Source organism: Proteiniborus sp. DW1, from assembly GCF_900095305.1.
Taxonomy (GTDB): domain Bacteria; phylum Bacillota; class Clostridia; order Tissierellales; family Proteiniboraceae; genus Proteiniborus.
Map to the genome: position 1 here is coordinate 14889 of NZ_FMDO01000021.1, position 16258 is coordinate 31146.

18 protein-coding genes, 3 tRNA genes and 2 other annotated features are annotated in these 16258 nt (G+C 32.4%); of the genes, 20 read left to right on the forward strand and 1 reads right to left on the reverse strand.

Annotated features, from left to right (window positions below):
- The first annotated feature begins 6 nt into the window (after window positions 1-6).
- The 10 genes from DW1_RS05100 to DW1_RS05145 all read left to right on the forward strand — a co-directional run bounded on the left by DW1_RS05100 (window position 7) and on the right by DW1_RS05145 (window position 5774).
- Window positions 7-195 carry a small, acid-soluble spore protein, alpha/beta type gene (locus DW1_RS05100; protein ID WP_074349560.1) on the forward strand — a complete coding sequence of 63 codons (189 nt, stop codon included), beginning with the start codon at window positions 7-9 and terminating at the stop codon, window positions 193-195.
- A gap of 94 nt (window positions 196-289) precedes the next feature.
- Entirely contained in the window at window positions 290-1027 is a 738-nt protein-coding gene (locus DW1_RS05105; RefSeq protein WP_074349561.1) for a class I SAM-dependent DNA methyltransferase, read from the forward strand.
- A 156-nt stretch (window positions 1028-1183) separates the two neighbouring features.
- Window positions 1184-1384: a cold-shock protein gene (locus DW1_RS05110; protein WP_074349562.1), complete on the forward strand. Its 201-nt coding sequence runs from the start codon at window positions 1184-1186 to the stop codon at window positions 1382-1384.
- Window positions 1385-1553: 169 nt separating this feature from the next.
- Complete coding sequence (hslO, locus tag DW1_RS05115) at window positions 1554-2441, forward strand: Hsp33 family molecular chaperone HslO (protein ID WP_074349563.1); 888 nt, start codon at window positions 1554-1556, stop codon at window positions 2439-2441.
- Window positions 2442-2531: 90 nt separating this feature from the next.
- A tRNA-Phe gene (locus DW1_RS05120) sits at window positions 2532-2607 on the forward strand.
- 68 nt (window positions 2608-2675) lie between these two features.
- Window positions 2676-2750, forward strand: a tRNA-Gly gene (locus DW1_RS05125).
- A gap of 166 nt (window positions 2751-2916) precedes the next feature.
- A tRNA-Cys gene (locus DW1_RS05130) sits at window positions 2917-2991 on the forward strand.
- Between the two features lie 112 nt (window positions 2992-3103).
- Window positions 3104-3841, forward strand: a complete 738-nt coding sequence (locus DW1_RS05135) for a DUF6873 family GME fold protein (protein WP_074349564.1) — start codon at window positions 3104-3106, stop codon at window positions 3839-3841.
- 81 nt (window positions 3842-3922) lie between these two features.
- Entirely contained in the window at window positions 3923-4825 is a 903-nt protein-coding gene (ytxC, locus tag DW1_RS05140; protein ID WP_074349565.1) for a putative sporulation protein YtxC, read from the forward strand.
- A 346-nt stretch (window positions 4826-5171) separates the two neighbouring features.
- Entirely contained in the window at window positions 5172-5774 is a 603-nt protein-coding gene (locus DW1_RS05145) for a DUF445 domain-containing protein (protein WP_074349566.1), read from the forward strand.
- A 95-nt stretch (window positions 5775-5869) separates the two neighbouring features.
- Here DW1_RS05145 and ftsH read toward each other — a convergent pair whose 3' ends face one another.
- On the reverse strand, window positions 5870-7429 hold the full coding sequence (ftsH, locus tag DW1_RS05150; protein WP_074349567.1) for an ATP-dependent zinc metalloprotease FtsH: 1560 nt from the start codon (window positions 7427-7429) through the stop codon (window positions 5870-5872).
- A gap of 189 nt (window positions 7430-7618) precedes the next feature.
- Window positions 7619-7756, forward strand: a sequence feature (ribosomal protein L20 leader region).
- Here ftsH and infC point away from each other — a divergent pair.
- The 10 genes from infC (at window position 7747) to pheT (ending at window position 16134) form a co-directional block, all read left to right on the forward strand.
- Window positions 7747-8286: a translation initiation factor IF-3 gene (gene infC, locus DW1_RS05155; RefSeq protein ID WP_074349568.1), complete on the forward strand. Its 540-nt coding sequence runs from the start codon at window positions 7747-7749 to the stop codon at window positions 8284-8286. It overlaps the preceding feature by 10 nt.
- Before the next feature lie 22 nt (window positions 8287-8308).
- Window positions 8309-8503, forward strand: a complete 195-nt coding sequence (rpmI, locus tag DW1_RS05160) for a 50S ribosomal protein L35 (protein WP_074349569.1) — start codon at window positions 8309-8311, stop codon at window positions 8501-8503.
- A gap of 26 nt (window positions 8504-8529) precedes the next feature.
- Window positions 8530-8880, forward strand: a complete 351-nt coding sequence (gene rplT / locus DW1_RS05165) for a 50S ribosomal protein L20 (protein WP_074349570.1) — start codon at window positions 8530-8532, stop codon at window positions 8878-8880.
- A gap of 133 nt (window positions 8881-9013) precedes the next feature.
- On the forward strand, window positions 9014-10357 hold the full coding sequence (locus DW1_RS05170) for a TrkH family potassium uptake protein (protein ID WP_074349571.1): 1344 nt from the start codon (window positions 9014-9016) through the stop codon (window positions 10355-10357).
- A gap of 12 nt (window positions 10358-10369) precedes the next feature.
- Entirely contained in the window at window positions 10370-11032 is a 663-nt protein-coding gene (locus DW1_RS05175) for a potassium channel family protein (RefSeq protein ID WP_074349572.1), read from the forward strand.
- Between the two features lie 2 nt (window positions 11033-11034).
- Window positions 11035-11844 (forward strand): TrmH family RNA methyltransferase, encoded by an 810-nt coding sequence (locus tag DW1_RS05180; RefSeq protein ID WP_074349597.1) that lies wholly within the window; start codon window positions 11035-11037, stop codon window positions 11842-11844.
- 99 nt (window positions 11845-11943) lie between these two features.
- The gene (locus DW1_RS05185) at window positions 11944-12033 is read left to right on the forward strand and encodes a YqzL family protein (RefSeq protein ID WP_074349573.1); all 90 of its coding nucleotides are present in this window, start codon (window positions 11944-11946) and stop codon (window positions 12031-12033) included.
- 11 nt (window positions 12034-12044) lie between these two features.
- Window positions 12045-12265 (forward strand) — a binding site (T-box leader).
- Window positions 12266-12400: 135 nt separating this feature from the next.
- Window positions 12401-12676 (forward strand): hypothetical protein, encoded by a 276-nt coding sequence (locus tag DW1_RS05190; RefSeq protein WP_074349574.1) that lies wholly within the window; start codon window positions 12401-12403, stop codon window positions 12674-12676.
- A gap of 19 nt (window positions 12677-12695) precedes the next feature.
- Window positions 12696-13718: a phenylalanine--tRNA ligase subunit alpha gene (gene pheS / locus DW1_RS05195; RefSeq protein WP_074349575.1), complete on the forward strand. Its 1023-nt coding sequence runs from the start codon at window positions 12696-12698 to the stop codon at window positions 13716-13718.
- 19 nt (window positions 13719-13737) lie between these two features.
- On the forward strand, window positions 13738-16134 hold the full coding sequence (pheT, locus tag DW1_RS05200; protein WP_074349576.1) for a phenylalanine--tRNA ligase subunit beta: 2397 nt from the start codon (window positions 13738-13740) through the stop codon (window positions 16132-16134).
- Window positions 16135-16258: the final 124 nt, after the last annotated feature.

Genomic DNA, 16258 nt, shown 5'->3' on the forward strand with positions numbered 1-16258 from the left:
GTTGTTATGAAAAATAAAAAGTTAAAAATTGAAACACCACAAGATAAATTGAAGTATGAAATAGCACAAGAACTAGGGCTAATGGATAAGATTAAAGAAGTGGGGTGGGGAGGACTTACTGCAAAAGAAACAGGGCGAATTGGGGGTATCATGACTGTAAGAACTAGAAATAAAGCTAAAGGTAAAGAAAAATAATTATAAAAATTGAGCAGTTGAATGCTTTATTAAATTATACTAAAATTAAATAGACATTAAATAACATGTTAGAATTATAAAAGGGGACAAAATTATGAATGCATATATAGAGTTTGCGCGTATTTATGATGAATTGATGGAAGATATAGATTATTGTAGCTGGATGAAGTTTGTAAAATACACTTTGGACGAATATAATAAAAAACCACGAGATGTATTAGAAATGGCATGCGGCACAGGAAACTTTACTAGGCTTTTATGTGAAGAGGACTACAATATAACTGCATTTGATTTATCTGAAGGATATGTTATCCATGCATATGATAAGCTAGACACATACAGGAATATTCGACTGATAAAGCAGGACATGGTAAGATTTAATATTAACAAAGAATTTGACATGGTAATATCTGTTTGTGATAGTATAAATTACATAACGAATTATTCAGAGCTTGTGAAAACCTTTGATAATGTGTATTTGCATTTAAGAGCAGGTGGAGTGTTCATCTTTGACGTAAATTCACATTATAAATTAAAAAAAGTAATAGGAAACAATACATTTGTTGAAGACAAAGAGGATGTGTTTTATGTTTGGGAAAATGAGTATGACGATGTACATGATATCTGTGAGTTTTATATAACTTTTTTTGTTAAAGAACAGGGTTTATATAAAAGGTTTGATGAAGTACATGTTGAAAAAGCATATGCTTCATCAGACATTGAGAATGCTCTTAGAAAATCCGGTTTTAGTGTTATAAATGTATATAATGGATATTCTAGAGAACTGGTTAAGGACGATACTGAAAGATTAACTTATTTTGCTATAAAATAGTATGTTCCTCTTATGCTTAAGTGTTGAATAAATAGGGATTTATCTGGGAATATTAATTGACAAAGAGCTAACCATATGATAAACTAGCAATTGTAAGTGGATGTACATAAAAGAGGTTCATCTGCAAATTTTTCAGTATATGGAGGAATGTTTTAAATGGTTAAAGGTACAGTAAAATGGTTCAATGCAACAAAAGGATATGGATTCATATCAACTGAAGCTGGAGAAGATGTATTCGTTCACTACTCAGCTATAACAGGAGATGGATTCAAGACTCTAGATGAGGGACAAAACGTTGAATTTGAAATAGTTCAAGGTGAAAAAGGACCTCAAGCTACAAATGTTACAAAACTATAATCGACTATTATTCTAAACTTTTTATATATAGTTTTTTGACGGTAGCACAGCCCCTTTACGGGGCTTTTATATTTTTTGATTATTTTTAATATTTTAGGTAAAATATATAGGTAGATAAAACACATAAGTTATAATACTACAACTTCTAATATACTACAGGAGGATTTTTATGCAGGATTATATTATAAGGGCTATGGACAGAGAAGGCAATATAAGAGTTTTTGTTGCTAATACGACTACCTTAGTCAATGATGCTAGAAACATACATAATACTACCCCTACTGCTTCAGCAGCTATAGGTCGTACGTTGACAGCAGCAGCCATTCTAGGAACTATGTTAAAGAACCAAAAAGAAACAGTATCTATTCAGTTAAAAGGGGGAGGGCCAATAGGCACAATATTAGCTGTAGCTAATAGTAAAGGAGAAGTAAAGGGCTATGTTGGAGATCCCACTGTTGAATTACCATTAAAAGATAATGGAAAGTTAGACGTAGGTGGTGCAGTTGGACAAAGTGGAAAGATTACTGTAATTAGAGACTTTGGATTGAAGGAACCTTATATAGGTCAGTCTGATATAGTGTCAGGTGAAATAGCCGAAGACTTAGTTAACTACTTTGCTTACTCTGAACAACAGCCATCAGCAGTGGCTTTAGGTGTACTGGTGAACAGAGATACATCAATTAAAGCAGCAGGCGGTTATATAATTCAGGTATTGCCAGATGCAACTGAAGAAGCACTAGATAAACTTGAGAGCAATATAGCAAATGCTGAGCCAGTATCATCCCTAATCGATAAGGGACTTACACCTGAGGAAATTTTGTTGCATGTATGTAGTGGCTTTGAAATGGATATAAAGGATAAATCCCCAGTCGAATTATCTTGTGATTGTTCCACTGAAAGGATACAAAAAGCTTTAATTGCTATAGGAAAAGATGAATTAGAGAAACTAATTGAAGAGGATGGGGAGGCAGAGTTAGTTTGCCATTTTTGTAATAAAAAATATCATTTTGATAAAGATGAGTTAAATTGCTTGTTAAAAGAAGCACGTGCACAATAGAGAGAAGCTGGAATATTTTTTTTGAAGAAAACCTATTGACAATACTGTCAAAATATTATATACTAAAATCTGTCGCTAGGGAGGAATTACGCCCAGATAGCTCAGTAGGTAGAGCAGGGGACTGAAAATCCCCGTGTCGGTGGTTCGATTCCGCCTCTGGGCACCAGCTTCATAAATAGCTTGGTGCAAAGTAATCTATATGCATAATTGGCTTAGAGGAATGTGTTTTATTTTGCGGAAGTGGCTCAGTGGTAGAGCATCGCCTTGCCAAGGCGAGGGTCGCGAGTTCGAATCTCGTCTTCCGCTCCATTAATTTTATTGTTGGAAGCAGTTAGTTATCCTGTAAGGATTTCAAGTTGTCTATCCAACGAACTATAGCAAGTTATAGGTAGGTCATTCACACACAATGAGTACCAAGTTTATGCGAGTGTAATGGGTAAATAAATTGGTGTTGTGAAACTGATTGAACTTAATCGGCGACATAGCCAAGTGGTAAGGCAGAGGTCTGCAAAACCTTTATTCCCCAGTTCAAATCTGGGTGTCGCCTCCATATACTAAAGCATACAGTCTTCTTTTAAAGAAGACTTTTTTGTTTTTTGTATTTATTGTTTTAGATATGATATATATTATTATAGTCAAATTATAATGAGGAGCGGGTAATCGTGTGCACAAACCCATTTATCCCTAAAGGAAGAGCAAGAATTGCAATTATTGATGGTAGAGCTAGCCATAAAGTTAAAAAGGGTTTAAAACTGTTAGGAGTGAATGCAATATATACATGTAAATGCGATGAATTATATGAGTCAATTTCTTACCATCCTGATATAGTAATACATCCTATTGATTATAATAAGGTAATAGTTGCTCCTAATGTATATGATTATTACAATGAGATTCTACCTTTTTATGGGGTAAAGGTAATAAAAGGAGAAAAGAAACTCGGTAGAAACTATCCAGATAACATTGCATATAATGTAGCAAGGATTTCAAGATACGCAATACATAACACTAATTTCACTGATGAAAAGCTTAAATTCTATTTAGAAAAAGAAGGTGTGGAATTTATACATGTTAAACAAGGATACTCAAAATGTTCACTAGCAATAATAAGTGAAAAAGCATGTATTACTTCTGATCCTTCAATTTATAAAGAGCTAATAAAGCATAGTGTGGACGTGCTTATGATAGAAGCAGGATTCATTGAATTACCAGGACTTAATTATGGTTTTATTGGAGGAGCTACGGGTATATTATCAAAAAAAGAATTACTCGTATCTGGAACACTTATAGAGCATCCTAGCTTAAACAGAATAAATGAATTTTTGAGAAAACATAAAATAAAAATACATTATTTAAGTAATAAAAAAATAATTGACATTGGTTCAATAATTACTTTTTAATACATTTATTACATTCCAGTTATGAGAATATAGCTTTATATTAAACATATACTACTATTACAGCAGAAAGGAGTGAGACAATTGAAATTACTTACAATTGCATCTAAAGTTGAAACAGATAATATATTAGAAAACTATATTGATATATTTAAAAAAGAAGATTTAATTATAGAAAGAAGTGTAGGAAAATGTGGGGACTTCTTTCTAATTGACTATAACTTAAGTAATAAAAGTAGCAAAAAACATAAAAATATTAAGAACGTATTCAAACATTATATGGCAAATGGTATTGCTGATGTAATTATAGACATTTACCAAGAAAATATAGTTGAGAGATTATTACATTATAATCTATGTTATTTTGATAAGGAAGAAAAAGAAAAAATTAAAGCAAGTACTTTAGATTATCTAAAGAAAAATGAATACATTAATACAGAGGGGATAATATATAAAATTAGCAAGAAATCTAGAATACTAAAATCTATAATAGACTTTTTAGAAGATAATGATTCTATTAATATAGAGGGATTTATAAACTTTAGATTAAAGTACTATTTGGATACTATAGAAGATGCTATTGATAAAAATATTGAAGACTATTTTGCTGAGAAAGAGTACAGAGAGTTCATAAAAATACTTCAATATTTTGTAGAAGTCCAAGAGCCTAAGAGGGAAGTAGTAAATATCATTTTTACAAATAACAAATATAAATTAATTGATGAAAAAAGGTTAGCAATAAACAATGAATTTTTAGAAGAAATAAGCGAAGAACTATCAGAGATAGATATTAATTATGATGATTTACTTATAAGTTCCCTTATAACTATAGCACCTAGGAAAATTATTATTCACTTAGATAGTGGAACAAATAATTTTGACATAATAAACATAATCAAAAATATTTTTTTAAGCAAAGTAACTATATGTGAAGGCTGTGATCTATGTTGTAGCGATGTTTCATCTCATCCTTTCAAAGGATATTAACTTTGAAAGGATGGCTTTTTTTATGACCTAACCCGATTTCCCGAATGTATTTTTCGGGAAATCGCTGGTAGGTCAAACGCAACGAGCTCCAAATTTATGTGAGCGATAGCGAGCAAATAAATTTGTGATGCGAGACTGCGGCAAATGACCTAACCCGATTTCCCGAATGTATTTTTCGGGAAATCGCTGGTAGGTCAAATGCACCAAACACCAAATTTGAACGACCGGAGGGAGTAAGCAAATTTGCGTTTCGGGACTGCGAAGTATAGATTACATTATAACTATCTTTAATGCTCAAACTAAATATGGTATAATAAGTCGCATAATGTTGATAGAAGGTGAGATTATGTTAGTGGTAAAAGTTTTAGTATTTGCACTTATTGGAGCATTAATAGGATGGATTACAAATCTTATAGCGATAAAGCTGTTATTTAGACCATTTTATCCAATAAGGGTTCCTGTACTCAATTTCAGTATCCAAGGTTTAATACCAAAACGTAGGGATGAAATAGCTAGTAGTATAGGCAATGTTATTGAACAGCAGCTTTTATCATTTGATGAACTTGTAGATAAAGTGATGGAAGATAAAAATATATCACAGATTAAAACAACTATTAAGAATAAAATTAATGAGGTAATTAGAGACAAGCTTCCGTCAATTATACCTAGCTTTTTAAAGAATATGATCTATTCATATATAGATGATTTTATTGAAAAAGATGGGGATGCTATTATTAACGATTTAATAAGAAAGAGTATAGATAAAGCTTCAAAAGATATAAGTATATCAGAAATTATTGAAGACAAAATTAAGGCCTTTGAAATTGAGAAAATTGAAGAAATAATTATTTCAATAGCTAAAACAGAATTAAAACATATTGAAATACTAGGGGGAGTTTTAGGATTTATTATAGGTGTAGTTCAAGGTATATTGGCAGTCTTTGTATAAGGCTTTTTAGGATCAAAAAATTCAGGAAGCAAAACTACTTTACAGGTCATACAGTATATTGCTTCCTGAATTTTGTTATTTTGTTTTTAGATTTGCTAAGTAGCTACTACGTGTGAATTATTATACTGGTCGAATATATAGTCAAGCTCTTCTCCAGTCATAGTCTCATTTTCTAGGAGATATTCTGAAATTATGCGAAGTATATTTTTGTTTAGATTGATTAGTTGTAGTGCATCTTCATAGCAACTATTTATAATCTTCTTTATCTCTCTATCCACCTTATTAAATGAATATTTAATATACTGTTCTTTTATTGCTATATTTCCAAGTGAGCTCATTCCATAGCTACATACCATTTCCTGTGCAATTTCTGTAGCTTTAATAAGATCATCCTTAGCTCCTGTTGTGATTTCTCCGAAAATAGCAAATTCAGCGGCCCTACCTGCAAGAAGTACTTTAATTTTATCAAGAAGTTCTTTTTCAGTAAGTAGGTATCTTTCTTCATCTGGCATTCTCAAAACATAACCTAGTGCTTGACCTCTAGGAACTATTGATATCTTTTGTATCATATCCACATTTAATAGCTTTCCAACAAGAGCATGACCTGCTTCATGATAGGATACAATGTTTTTTTCTTTATCTAGGACAGTTGGATTTTTTACTTCTAATCCCGCTACAACTCTTTCGATAGCTGAATTAAAATCATTTATATCTATTACTTTCTTTTTATTTCTAACAGCAATTATAGCTGCCTCGTTTGCAATATTAGCTAGTTGAGCACCAGAAAATCCATGGGTTTTCTTAGCTAAGTCCTCTATATTTATGCTTGCATCTAAAGGTTTATCCTTAGTGTGAACACCAAATATTTCTTTTCTAGCTTTAACATTAGGATTTCCTACATAAATATGTCTATCAAATCTTCCAGGCCTCAAAAGAGCCTCATCTAACAGATCGAGTCTATTTGTGGCTCCTATGACTATAACAGTTTGTGATCTGTAAAAACCATCCATTTCAACAAGAAGCTGATTTAAGGTTTGATCTTTTTCATTATTACTATCAGAATTTCTTCTTGAACCTATGGCGTCTATTTCGTCTATGAACACTATACTAGGAGCTTCTTTTTTAGCCTTTTCAAATAAAGTGCGAACTCTTTTAGCTCCTACTCCTACATACTTTTCAACGAACTCAGAACCACTAGCATATAAAAAGGTTGATTTTGTCTCTCCTGCTAAAGCTTTTGCTAGTAGGGTTTTACCAGTGCCTGGAGGACCATAAAATAAAACACCTCTAGGAATTTTAGCTCCCATTTTAGTGTATTTTTCAGAGTTGTTAATAAAATCAGTAATTTCTTGAAGTTCTTCTTTTATCTCATCTAATCCTGCAACATCTTTAAAAGATATCTCAGGCTTATTGTTTTCATTAGTAGAATCCTCTCCTTTCTTTTTCTCACTACTGAAAGAAGCTGGGACTAAGGATGGTTTAGAATCAAGTCTTAAATAATATACTAATACTATTAAAGTGACTATCCAAATAAAAAATCTATCACCATTTGTAATATTAGATAAATTTATACTAGAAAAATACTTTTCATAAACTAGAAAAGTAGAAATCGATAGGCAGATTATTACAATTATAAATGTCAATTTCTTTTTCAAGATATCAATCACCCTCTTTGCTGTTAAATTTTAAATTGGTACTATTATTTTAACCAATGTTTATGTTAATATTAGATAAATAAGGTTCATGTAAAAGAAAAATAATGAAAAATATTTTTTTAATAAGTAAAAAAGATTTGACAACTGTTCAATGATTGCATATAATATACTAAGAATTGTATTAGGGATAAAACAAAGTAGAAGTATCCGCTTCTCACCTTATAGCATAGAGCTCATAAGGTTAATATTGACGATTTATAAGTATTGTTGTACTTTTTTGTCGTTTTTAATGCGGATAGTTTCTACTATCCGCATTAATTTTATTTAAAAATTTCAGGAGGTGTCTTAATATTAAAGAACTTCAGGTAAATGAGGAAATCAGAGAGAAAGAAGTTAGGCTGATTGATGTTGATGGAGAACAGCTTGGCATTATGTCATCAAAAAAAGCTTTAGAGCTGGCAGATGAAAAAAAGCTAGATTTGGTTATGATTGCTCCAAATGCAAAACCGCCGGTGTGTAGGATAATGGATTATGGTAAATACAAGTATGAACTTGCCAAAAGAGAAAAGGAAGCAAGAAAGAATCAGAAGGTTATTACTGTTAAAGAAATTAGACTTACACCATCTATTGAAGCCAATGATTTGAATGTCAAAGCTAAGAGAGCCATTGATTTCTTGAAGGATGATGACAAAGTTAAAGTTACAGTAAGATTTAGAGGAAGGGAAATGGGCCATACTGAAAAAGGAGAAGAGGTACTTAGAAAGTTTGCTGAAATTACTTCGGAGTATGGAGTCATAGATAAACAACCTAAACTCGAAGGTAGAAACATGGTAATGTATTTGAACCCAAAAAACTGATTACTTGGAAGGAGGAAACACTATGCCAAAAATGAAAACACACAGAGGAGCAGCAAAAAGATTTAAGAAAACAGGGTCTGGAAAGCTAAAGAGACATAAAGCATATAAAAGCCACTTAACAGGAAAGAAATCTCCAAAAAGGGTTAGAAATTTAAGAAAAGCAACATTAGTTAGCTCAGGAGACGAAAAAAGAATAAGACCATTATTACCATACTAATTGGATGAAAGAGGAGGAGAGAATAGATGGCTAGAGTAAAAAAAGCAGTAAATGCAAAGAAAAAACATAAAAAAATATTAAAGTCTGCAAAAGGCTATTATGGTGCAAAGAGCAAACTTTACAGACCAGCTAATCAAGCTGTAATGAAATCTCTTCAATATGCATATGTAGGACGTAAATTAAGAAAGAGAGATTTTAGAAAGCTTTGGATAACAAGAATAAATGCTGCAGCAAGAATGAATGGTATGTCTTACAGTACTTTCATAAATGGATTAAAGAAAGCTAACATTGAAATAAATAGAAAAATGCTTTCAGAAATGGCAATTCACGATGCACAAGGTTTTGCAAAATTAGTTGAAGTTGCTAAAAATGCTTAGAAAATAAAAGTTCCGATTACGGAGCTTTTTATTTTTCTCTTTTTAGTTTTGTTAACAAGTATAAGTTTATTGAAGTATTTAATTGGTATAATAATAAGTAAAATCAAAAATCCAGTGTTAGGAGTAAGTGGTTATGATAGGAAATAAACATATAAATTTTAACCCAGCCCAAGTGCTTTCATTTGGATTTGCAGGACTTATTATTGTTGGTGCAGGACTTCTTAGTTTGCCGCTAGCTTCTGTAGATGGAAATAGCATAGGTTTTATTGATGCTTTATTTACTTCAGCTTCAGCTGTCAGTGTTACAGGATTTGTAGTAGTTGAAACAGCCACGCACTGGACATTATTTGGAAAAATCGTTATAATTATTTTGGTGCAGATAGGCGGCTTAGGAATTATGACAATGGCCACGCTAATAGCTTTGCTTCTTGGAAAAAAAATTACCTTAAAGGAAAGGATTCTATTACAAGAAGGTTTAAATCAATTTTCCTTAGAGGGAGTAGTAAAGCTTACAAGATATATAATCATATCTACACTATCAATTGAAGCAATAGGAGCTGTTTTATTAGCAACAAGATTTATACCTATATATGGTATTAAAAAGGGTATATGTTTTTCAATATTTCACTCTATTTCAGCTTTTTGTAATGCTGGAATTGATATTACAGGAAATAGTATTGTTCCTTTTGCTGATGACGTAATAATAAATTTAGTATTAGTTATTCTTATTATTGCTGGAGGACTTGGCTATTCGGTATATATAGATTTAATAACCAATAAGAAAAATATTAAAAAATTCAGTTTACATACAAGGTTTGTGTTATTGTTTAACACAATTTTATTTGTTATTGGTTTTGCTTTTATATTTGTGATGGAATACAATAATCCTAAGACATTAGGTAATCTACCACTTGTTGAAAAGATAATTGCATCCATTTTTCAAGCAGTAAGTCCAAGGAGTGCTGGATTTTATAGTATAGATATTAGTGGACTTACTTTACCTACTACTTTTCTTATAATCATGATGATGTTTATTGGAGGTTCTCCTGGCTCAACTGCAGGTGGTATTAAAACTACAACCTTTGGAGTTTTAATAATAACAATAGTATCTGTGCTTAAAGGAAAAACAGATGTAGAGATATTCAAGAAAAGAATACCACATGAACTTATATATAGAGCATTAGCAGTGATTGGATTAGCTTTTTTTGTTGTGATATTAGTCACAATGATTCTAACCTTAACAGATGCAGAAAGCTCTTTTCTAGACATTTTATTTAAAGCTACTTCTACTTTTGCTACAGTAGGTCTACATAGAGGGGCTATACCTAGTTTATCTTTTTTTGAGAAAATAGTTTTTATACTGACAATGTTTGCAGGAAGAGTGGGACCATTGACATTAGGATTTGCATTAGCTAGAAGACAAAGTAAGACTAAGGCTAATTTTAGATATCCAGAAGGAAAGATAATGATTGGATAGGATGGTGGATAAATGAAGCAATTCGTAGTCATCGGTTGCGGAAGATTTGGGACTAGTGTAGCTAAAACCTTATATAATCAAGGTCATGATGTACTAGCTATTGATAAGGATGAAGAAATTGTACAGGAAATTTCTGATTCTGTTACATATGCTGCACAAGCAGACGTAGAAGATGAATATGCATTAAAGGCCTTAGGTATTAGAAACTTTGATGTAGCAGTCGTTAGCATAGGATCTGATATTCAAGCATCTATTATGGCAACTCTTATAGTCAAAGAATTGGGTGTAAAGACTGTAGTGGCAAAGGCACAGAATGATGTTCATGCAAAGGTTTTATATAAAATAGGTGCAGATAAAGTAGTATTTCCAGAAAGGGATATGGGCGTAAGACTAGCTCATAACCTTGTTTCTTCTAGCGTAATCGATTATATCGAATTTGACCCGGATTATAGTATAGTTGAAATAACTGCCACAAAGGAATGGGAATACAAAACACTTAACGAGCTTAAGCTTCCTTCAAAGTATGGTATAAATGTAATAGCAATAAAGAAAAAGGTAGGATTAAATATTTCGCCTAATGCAGACGAAGCTATTATGCCAGGTGATGTACTAATAGTAATAGGTAGCAACACAAACCTTGCAAATCTAGAAAAAAAAAGTGGATTGAGGTTATGAATATGAATGAAATGATAACGAGTTCATCAAATATCATGATAAAAGAAATAAAGTCGCTTTATAGAAAAAAAGATAGATGGACGAAAAAAAGTTTTTTTATAGAAGGAATAAGAGCAGTTGAGGAAAGTATTTTATCAAATGCTAAAATTTCTTATATAGTATATTCTGATATGCTTTTTCACATAAAGGGTGGAGAAGAGCTATTAAAAAAAATTCAAAGTAGCAATTATAAGCTAAACTATATATCAGATAAATTATTTAAAGAAATATCAGATACAGAAAAACCACAGGGTATTTTAGCTGTAGTAGAATATGATTTAAAGACAATAGATAATATTCTAAAAGAAAAAGATAACTTTATAATTCTTTTAGATAGATTACAAGACCCTGGAAACATGGGCACTATTATTAGAACAGCTGATGCCTTTGGTTCAAATGGTGTTATAGTAACTGAAGGCTGTGTTGATGTATTTAATCCTAAGACTATTCGTTCTACTATGGGCTCTATATTTCATATTCCTATTTTATATTATAAAAGTTCTAATGAGGCTATAAGGGACTTAAAGGACAAGGGTATAAGAGTAGTTACTACATCACTTGATGCTAAAGAATTCTGCTTCGATGTAGACTTTATAAGGGATTTTGCGCTAATAATAGGAAATGAAGCCTCTGGGGTATCAGAAGAAGTTATAGCTGATTCAGATTTGCTAATTAAGATACCTATGCCAGGCAATGCTGAATCTTTAAATGCTGCCATTGCCTCTTCCGTAATAATGTACGAGGCTTTGAGACAGAGACAGAGCAGAGATTAAAAGTTTAAAAAATCAAAAAATTTAGTTTACATATTCCTTGTTTTTTGCTATACCTCGTGCTATAATCTTAGTAAATAGCTTAGAGAGGTGTTTTATACTATGTTAAATGCAGAGTTTTTCTGGAAACTATTTGAGCTAACTGGTTCTATTAACGCCTATCTAGTTTACAAAGCGCTTATGATGAACTAATAAATTAATATCTAAAAGTGATGATAGAGAAAGTATGTATTTAAAAACTTTGAGAGAGGAAGTGTCGTAGGCTGAAAGCACTTCTATGTTTGAAAATACAGAAGTTCACTCTTGAACTGCTAGGTTGAAATAGTAGTAGACTTATGCCGGTTTTTTTACCGTTAACATAATGAGTGATTTGATGAACAATCAAATTATTAGGGTGGTACCACGGAAAGCCTTCGTCCCTTTGTGACGGAGGCTTTATTTTTATGACCTAATCCGATTTATGACCTAACCCGATTTTCCGAGTGTTCTGTCATCTGAGCGTTAGCGAAGAATCTCGCATTTTGTGAGGATTTGATTGCATTAGAAGGAGGGAGTTTAAGTGGAATATATAGTTAGTTTCTTTGCCTTTTTTATTATCTATTTTGGTATAACCTATACATTTAGTGTTATAAAAGGGAAATTCAATATAAAAGAATCAGATAGCATCAAGCAAAAAGGGAAGACTAGAAATAAAAGCACTAGAAATTCTAGTAATTCAAGAAGCAATAGCATAATTCAGAAAGACAACAGCGAATTTCATAGAATTCTTAAGAATTCTTTAGTAATTAGCTTTGTTTATATAATTATTATATTAATATTAAGTTTCTTTAAATAGTTTGGAAGGAGCGATGAAAATGAAGGAAATGCTAAGCAATATAAAAGAAAATGCACTAAATGAACTAAGTAAAATTGGCAAATTAGATGATTTAGAGCAAATAAGAGTCAAGTATCTAGGTAAAAAAGGAGAATTGACTGGAGTACTTAGAGCAATGGGTGGGCTATCATCAGAAGAGAGACCTATCATAGGTCAATTAGCAAATAAAGTAAGGGGACTAATTGAAGGAGAAATTGAAAGGGCTAGAGAAAAATTTAAAGCAGAAGAAAAAAACAGAAGACTTCAAACTGAGACAATTGATATTTCAATGCCAGGAAAGAGCATAGAAAAAGGTCATAGACATCCTCTAATAGGAGTAATGGAAGAGTTAGAAAATATCTTCATGAGCATGGGGTTCAGTATTGTCCAAGGTCCAGAGGTGGAAACAGTATACAATAATTTCGATGCATTAAATTCCCCTGAAAACCATCCTTCAAGGGATCCATCAGATACATTCTATATTACCGATGATATATTGCTAAGGACTCATACTTCACCAGTGCAGATAAGAGCTATGAAACAAACTAAGCCACCACTAAGAATTGTATCTGCTGGTAGAACATTTAGATTTGATGATGTAGATGATACACATTCTCCTATGTTCCATCAGTTAGAGGGATTAGTAGTAGATAAAAATATTACAATGGGAAATTTAAAGCATACAATAGACATGTTCATAAAAGAACTATTTGGAAGTGAGATGAAAACTAGATTTAGACCACATTACTTCCCATTTACAGAACCAAGTGCAGAAGTTGACGTATCATGCTTAAAATGTATGGGTAAAGGCTGTGCTTCATGTAATGGAACAGGTTGGAGTATGGAGCTTTTAGGCTGTGGAATGGTACATCCAAATGTTCTAAGAAATTGTGGCATAGACCCTGAGGTATATAGTGGTTTTGCATTTGGACTTGGTGTAGATAGAATTGCAATGGTTAAGTATGGAATAAACAATATAAGACTACTTTTTGAGAATGATATGAGATTTTTAAATCAATTTTAAGGAGAAGGAGGACTAAGATATGCTAGTACCTGTTAAATGGCTTAAAGAATATGTTGATATAGATGTAGATTCAAAAGAATTAGCTGACAAACTGACTATGTCAGGGTCTCATGTTGATTCTATTGAGGCTGTAGATAAAGGAATCGAAAATGTAGTAGTAGGAAAGATTTTAGAAATAGCTCAGCATCCAGATGCAGATAAGCTAGTAATTACTCAAATAGATGTAGGAACTGAAGTGATTCAAATAGTGACTGGAGCAAATAATATTAAAGTAGGTGACTATATCCCAGTAGCACTAATAGGGGCAAAGCTACCTGGTGGAGTAAAGATTAAGAAAGGGAAACTTAGAGGTGTAGAGTCAAACGGAATGCTATGTTCAGCTCAAGAGCTTGGCATAAGTGAAAATGTAGTACCAAAGGAAAATAAAGACGGGATTTTTATATTAGATAAAGAATATACTCTAGGCCAAGATATAAAGGAAACCCTAGGACTTTATGGAGAGGTTATTGACTTCGAAATAACTCCAAATCGTCCTGACTGCTTGAGTATTATAGGAATGGCTAGAGAAACAGCTGCTACACTAGGAAAACCAATGAAGCATTTAGACATCAAAATCAATAATCAAGTAGACGATATTAAGGACTATTTTAATGGAATAATAGTGGAAGCTAAGGACTTATGCAATAGATACTATGCAAAGGTAGTTAAAGACATAAAAATAGGTCAGTCACCAATGTGGATGCAAAGAAGGCTTATGGAAGCAGGGGTAAGACCTATAAACAACATAGTAGACATTACAAACTATGTAATGCTAGAAATTGGTCAGCCATTACATGCTTTTGATCTAGATAAATTATCAGGTAAAAAGATAATTGTAAGAAGAGCATTAGAAGGAGAAAAGATTAAGACTCTTGATGGAGTAGAGAGAAGCCTAGATACTTCAATGCTAGTAATTGCAGATGATAGTAGACCTATGGCTATTGCTGGAGTAATGGGAGGAGAAGATAGCGAGGTTACAGATGACACTAAGACTATACTTATAGAATCTGCAAACTTCGATGGAAGAAGTGTAAGACTTACTTCACGTAAGGTTAGTTTGAGAACAGAAGCATCTGCAAAATATGAGAAAGACTTAGATCCTAATCTATCAGATATAGCTTGTAACCGTGTATGTCAGCTTATAGAAGAAATAGGTGCAGGTACTGTAGTAGCTGGACATATTGATATCTATGAAGGAAAAGCTGAAGAGAGAACTCTAGAACTTTCGCCAGAAAAGGCAAATAGATTACTGGGAACAGACATTGAAGCCAGTGAAATGATAAAAATGTTAAATTCCCTTGAACTAAATTCCAAGCTTGAAAATGATAAAATAGTAGTTTCTGTACCATCTTTCAGAAGGGACTTAACTATAGAGGCAGACTTAATAGAAGAAGTAGGCAGAATCTATGGAATAGATAAGATTATACCACAGCCTTTAGTAGGGACTCTAACTAAAGCTGAGAAAACATTATTTAGACAGATAGAAGACAGAGCTAAAACTATATTAACAGGTGTTGGACTAAATGAAATTACCACATACTCTTTTATAAGTCCTAAGCAATATGACAAATTAAACATAGCTGAAGACAGTATGAAAAGAAAATATGTTGGAATAAGAAATCCATTAGGAGAAGATTTCAGCGTAATGAGGACTACTCTTATTGGAAATATGCTAGAGGTTATGACAAGGAACTATAAATATGGAGTAGACAAGGCATGGGCATATGAAATAGGAAGTACATTCACACCTAAGGAGCTTCCAGTTAAGGAGCTACCATATGAGAACAGAACCCTTTCTATTGGAATGTATGGCAGTAGCGACTTCTATACACTAAAGGGAGTAGTAGAAATCTTATTTGAAAAGCTAGGAATTAAAGACTATGAATACATTAGGGAGAAAAACGATCCGTCATTCCACCCAGGCAGAACAGCTACTATAACATTAGGGAACCATGTACTTGGAATATTAGGTGAAGTTCATCCTGATGTATTAGACAACTTTGGAATGAAAGAAAGAGTATACGTAGCAGAGCTTAACTTTGAACTAATAGTACTACATTCTAATCTAGATAGGAAATACATTCCACTTCCAAAGTATCCATCAGTTACTAGAGATATAGCATTAGTAGTTGATGAAGGGATTATGGTAAAAGAAATAGAAAAAATAATAATGGAAAACAGCAAAAAGCTAGTAGAAGCTATTAAGCTATTTGACGTATACAAAGGCGGACAGATAGAAAAAGGTAAGAAGAGTGTTGCTTATTCAATTACCTATAGATCCCATGAAAAGACACTAACAGACGAAGACGTAGCTAAAGTTCATGATAAAATAGTAGAGAAACTACAAGAAAATTTAAATGCAACATTAAGAAGCTAATAAAAAGAGCAGGCAACTGCTCTTTTTATGACCTAACCCGATTTCCCGAATGTTTTTTTGGGAAATCGATGGTAGGTCAATCAGAGTGAGCACCAAATCTATTGAGGGAAGCCAAGTAAATAAA

Coding starts and splice junctions, on each gene's coding strand:
- DW1_RS05180 (WP_074349597.1), top strand. CDS start 11,035: ATGAATGAAATGATAACGAGTTCATCAAATATCATGATAAAAGAAATA.
- pheS (WP_074349575.1), top strand. CDS start 12,696: ATGAAGGAAATGCTAAGCAATATAAAAGAAAATGCACTAAATGAACTA.
- DW1_RS05105 (WP_074349561.1), top strand. CDS start 290: ATGAATGCATATATAGAGTTTGCGCGTATTTATGATGAATTGATGGAA.
- DW1_RS05185 (WP_074349573.1), top strand. CDS start 11,944: ATGTTAAATGCAGAGTTTTTCTGGAAACTATTTGAGCTAACTGGTTCT.
- DW1_RS05175 (WP_074349572.1), top strand. CDS start 10,370: ATGAAGCAATTCGTAGTCATCGGTTGCGGAAGATTTGGGACTAGTGTA.
- hslO (WP_074349563.1), top strand. CDS start 1,554: ATGCAGGATTATATTATAAGGGCTATGGACAGAGAAGGCAATATAAGA.
- pheT (WP_074349576.1), top strand. CDS start 13,738: ATGCTAGTACCTGTTAAATGGCTTAAAGAATATGTTGATATAGATGTA.
- DW1_RS05100 (WP_074349560.1), top strand. CDS start 7: ATGAAAAATAAAAAGTTAAAAATTGAAACACCACAAGATAAATTGAAG.
- DW1_RS05170 (WP_074349571.1), top strand. CDS start 9,014: ATGATAGGAAATAAACATATAAATTTTAACCCAGCCCAAGTGCTTTCA.
- rpmI (WP_074349569.1), top strand. CDS start 8,309: ATGCCAAAAATGAAAACACACAGAGGAGCAGCAAAAAGATTTAAGAAA.
- DW1_RS05110 (WP_074349562.1), top strand. CDS start 1,184: ATGGTTAAAGGTACAGTAAAATGGTTCAATGCAACAAAAGGATATGGA.
- rplT (WP_074349570.1), top strand. CDS start 8,530: ATGGCTAGAGTAAAAAAAGCAGTAAATGCAAAGAAAAAACATAAAAAA.
- DW1_RS05145 (WP_074349566.1), top strand. CDS start 5,172: ATGTTAGTGGTAAAAGTTTTAGTATTTGCACTTATTGGAGCATTAATA.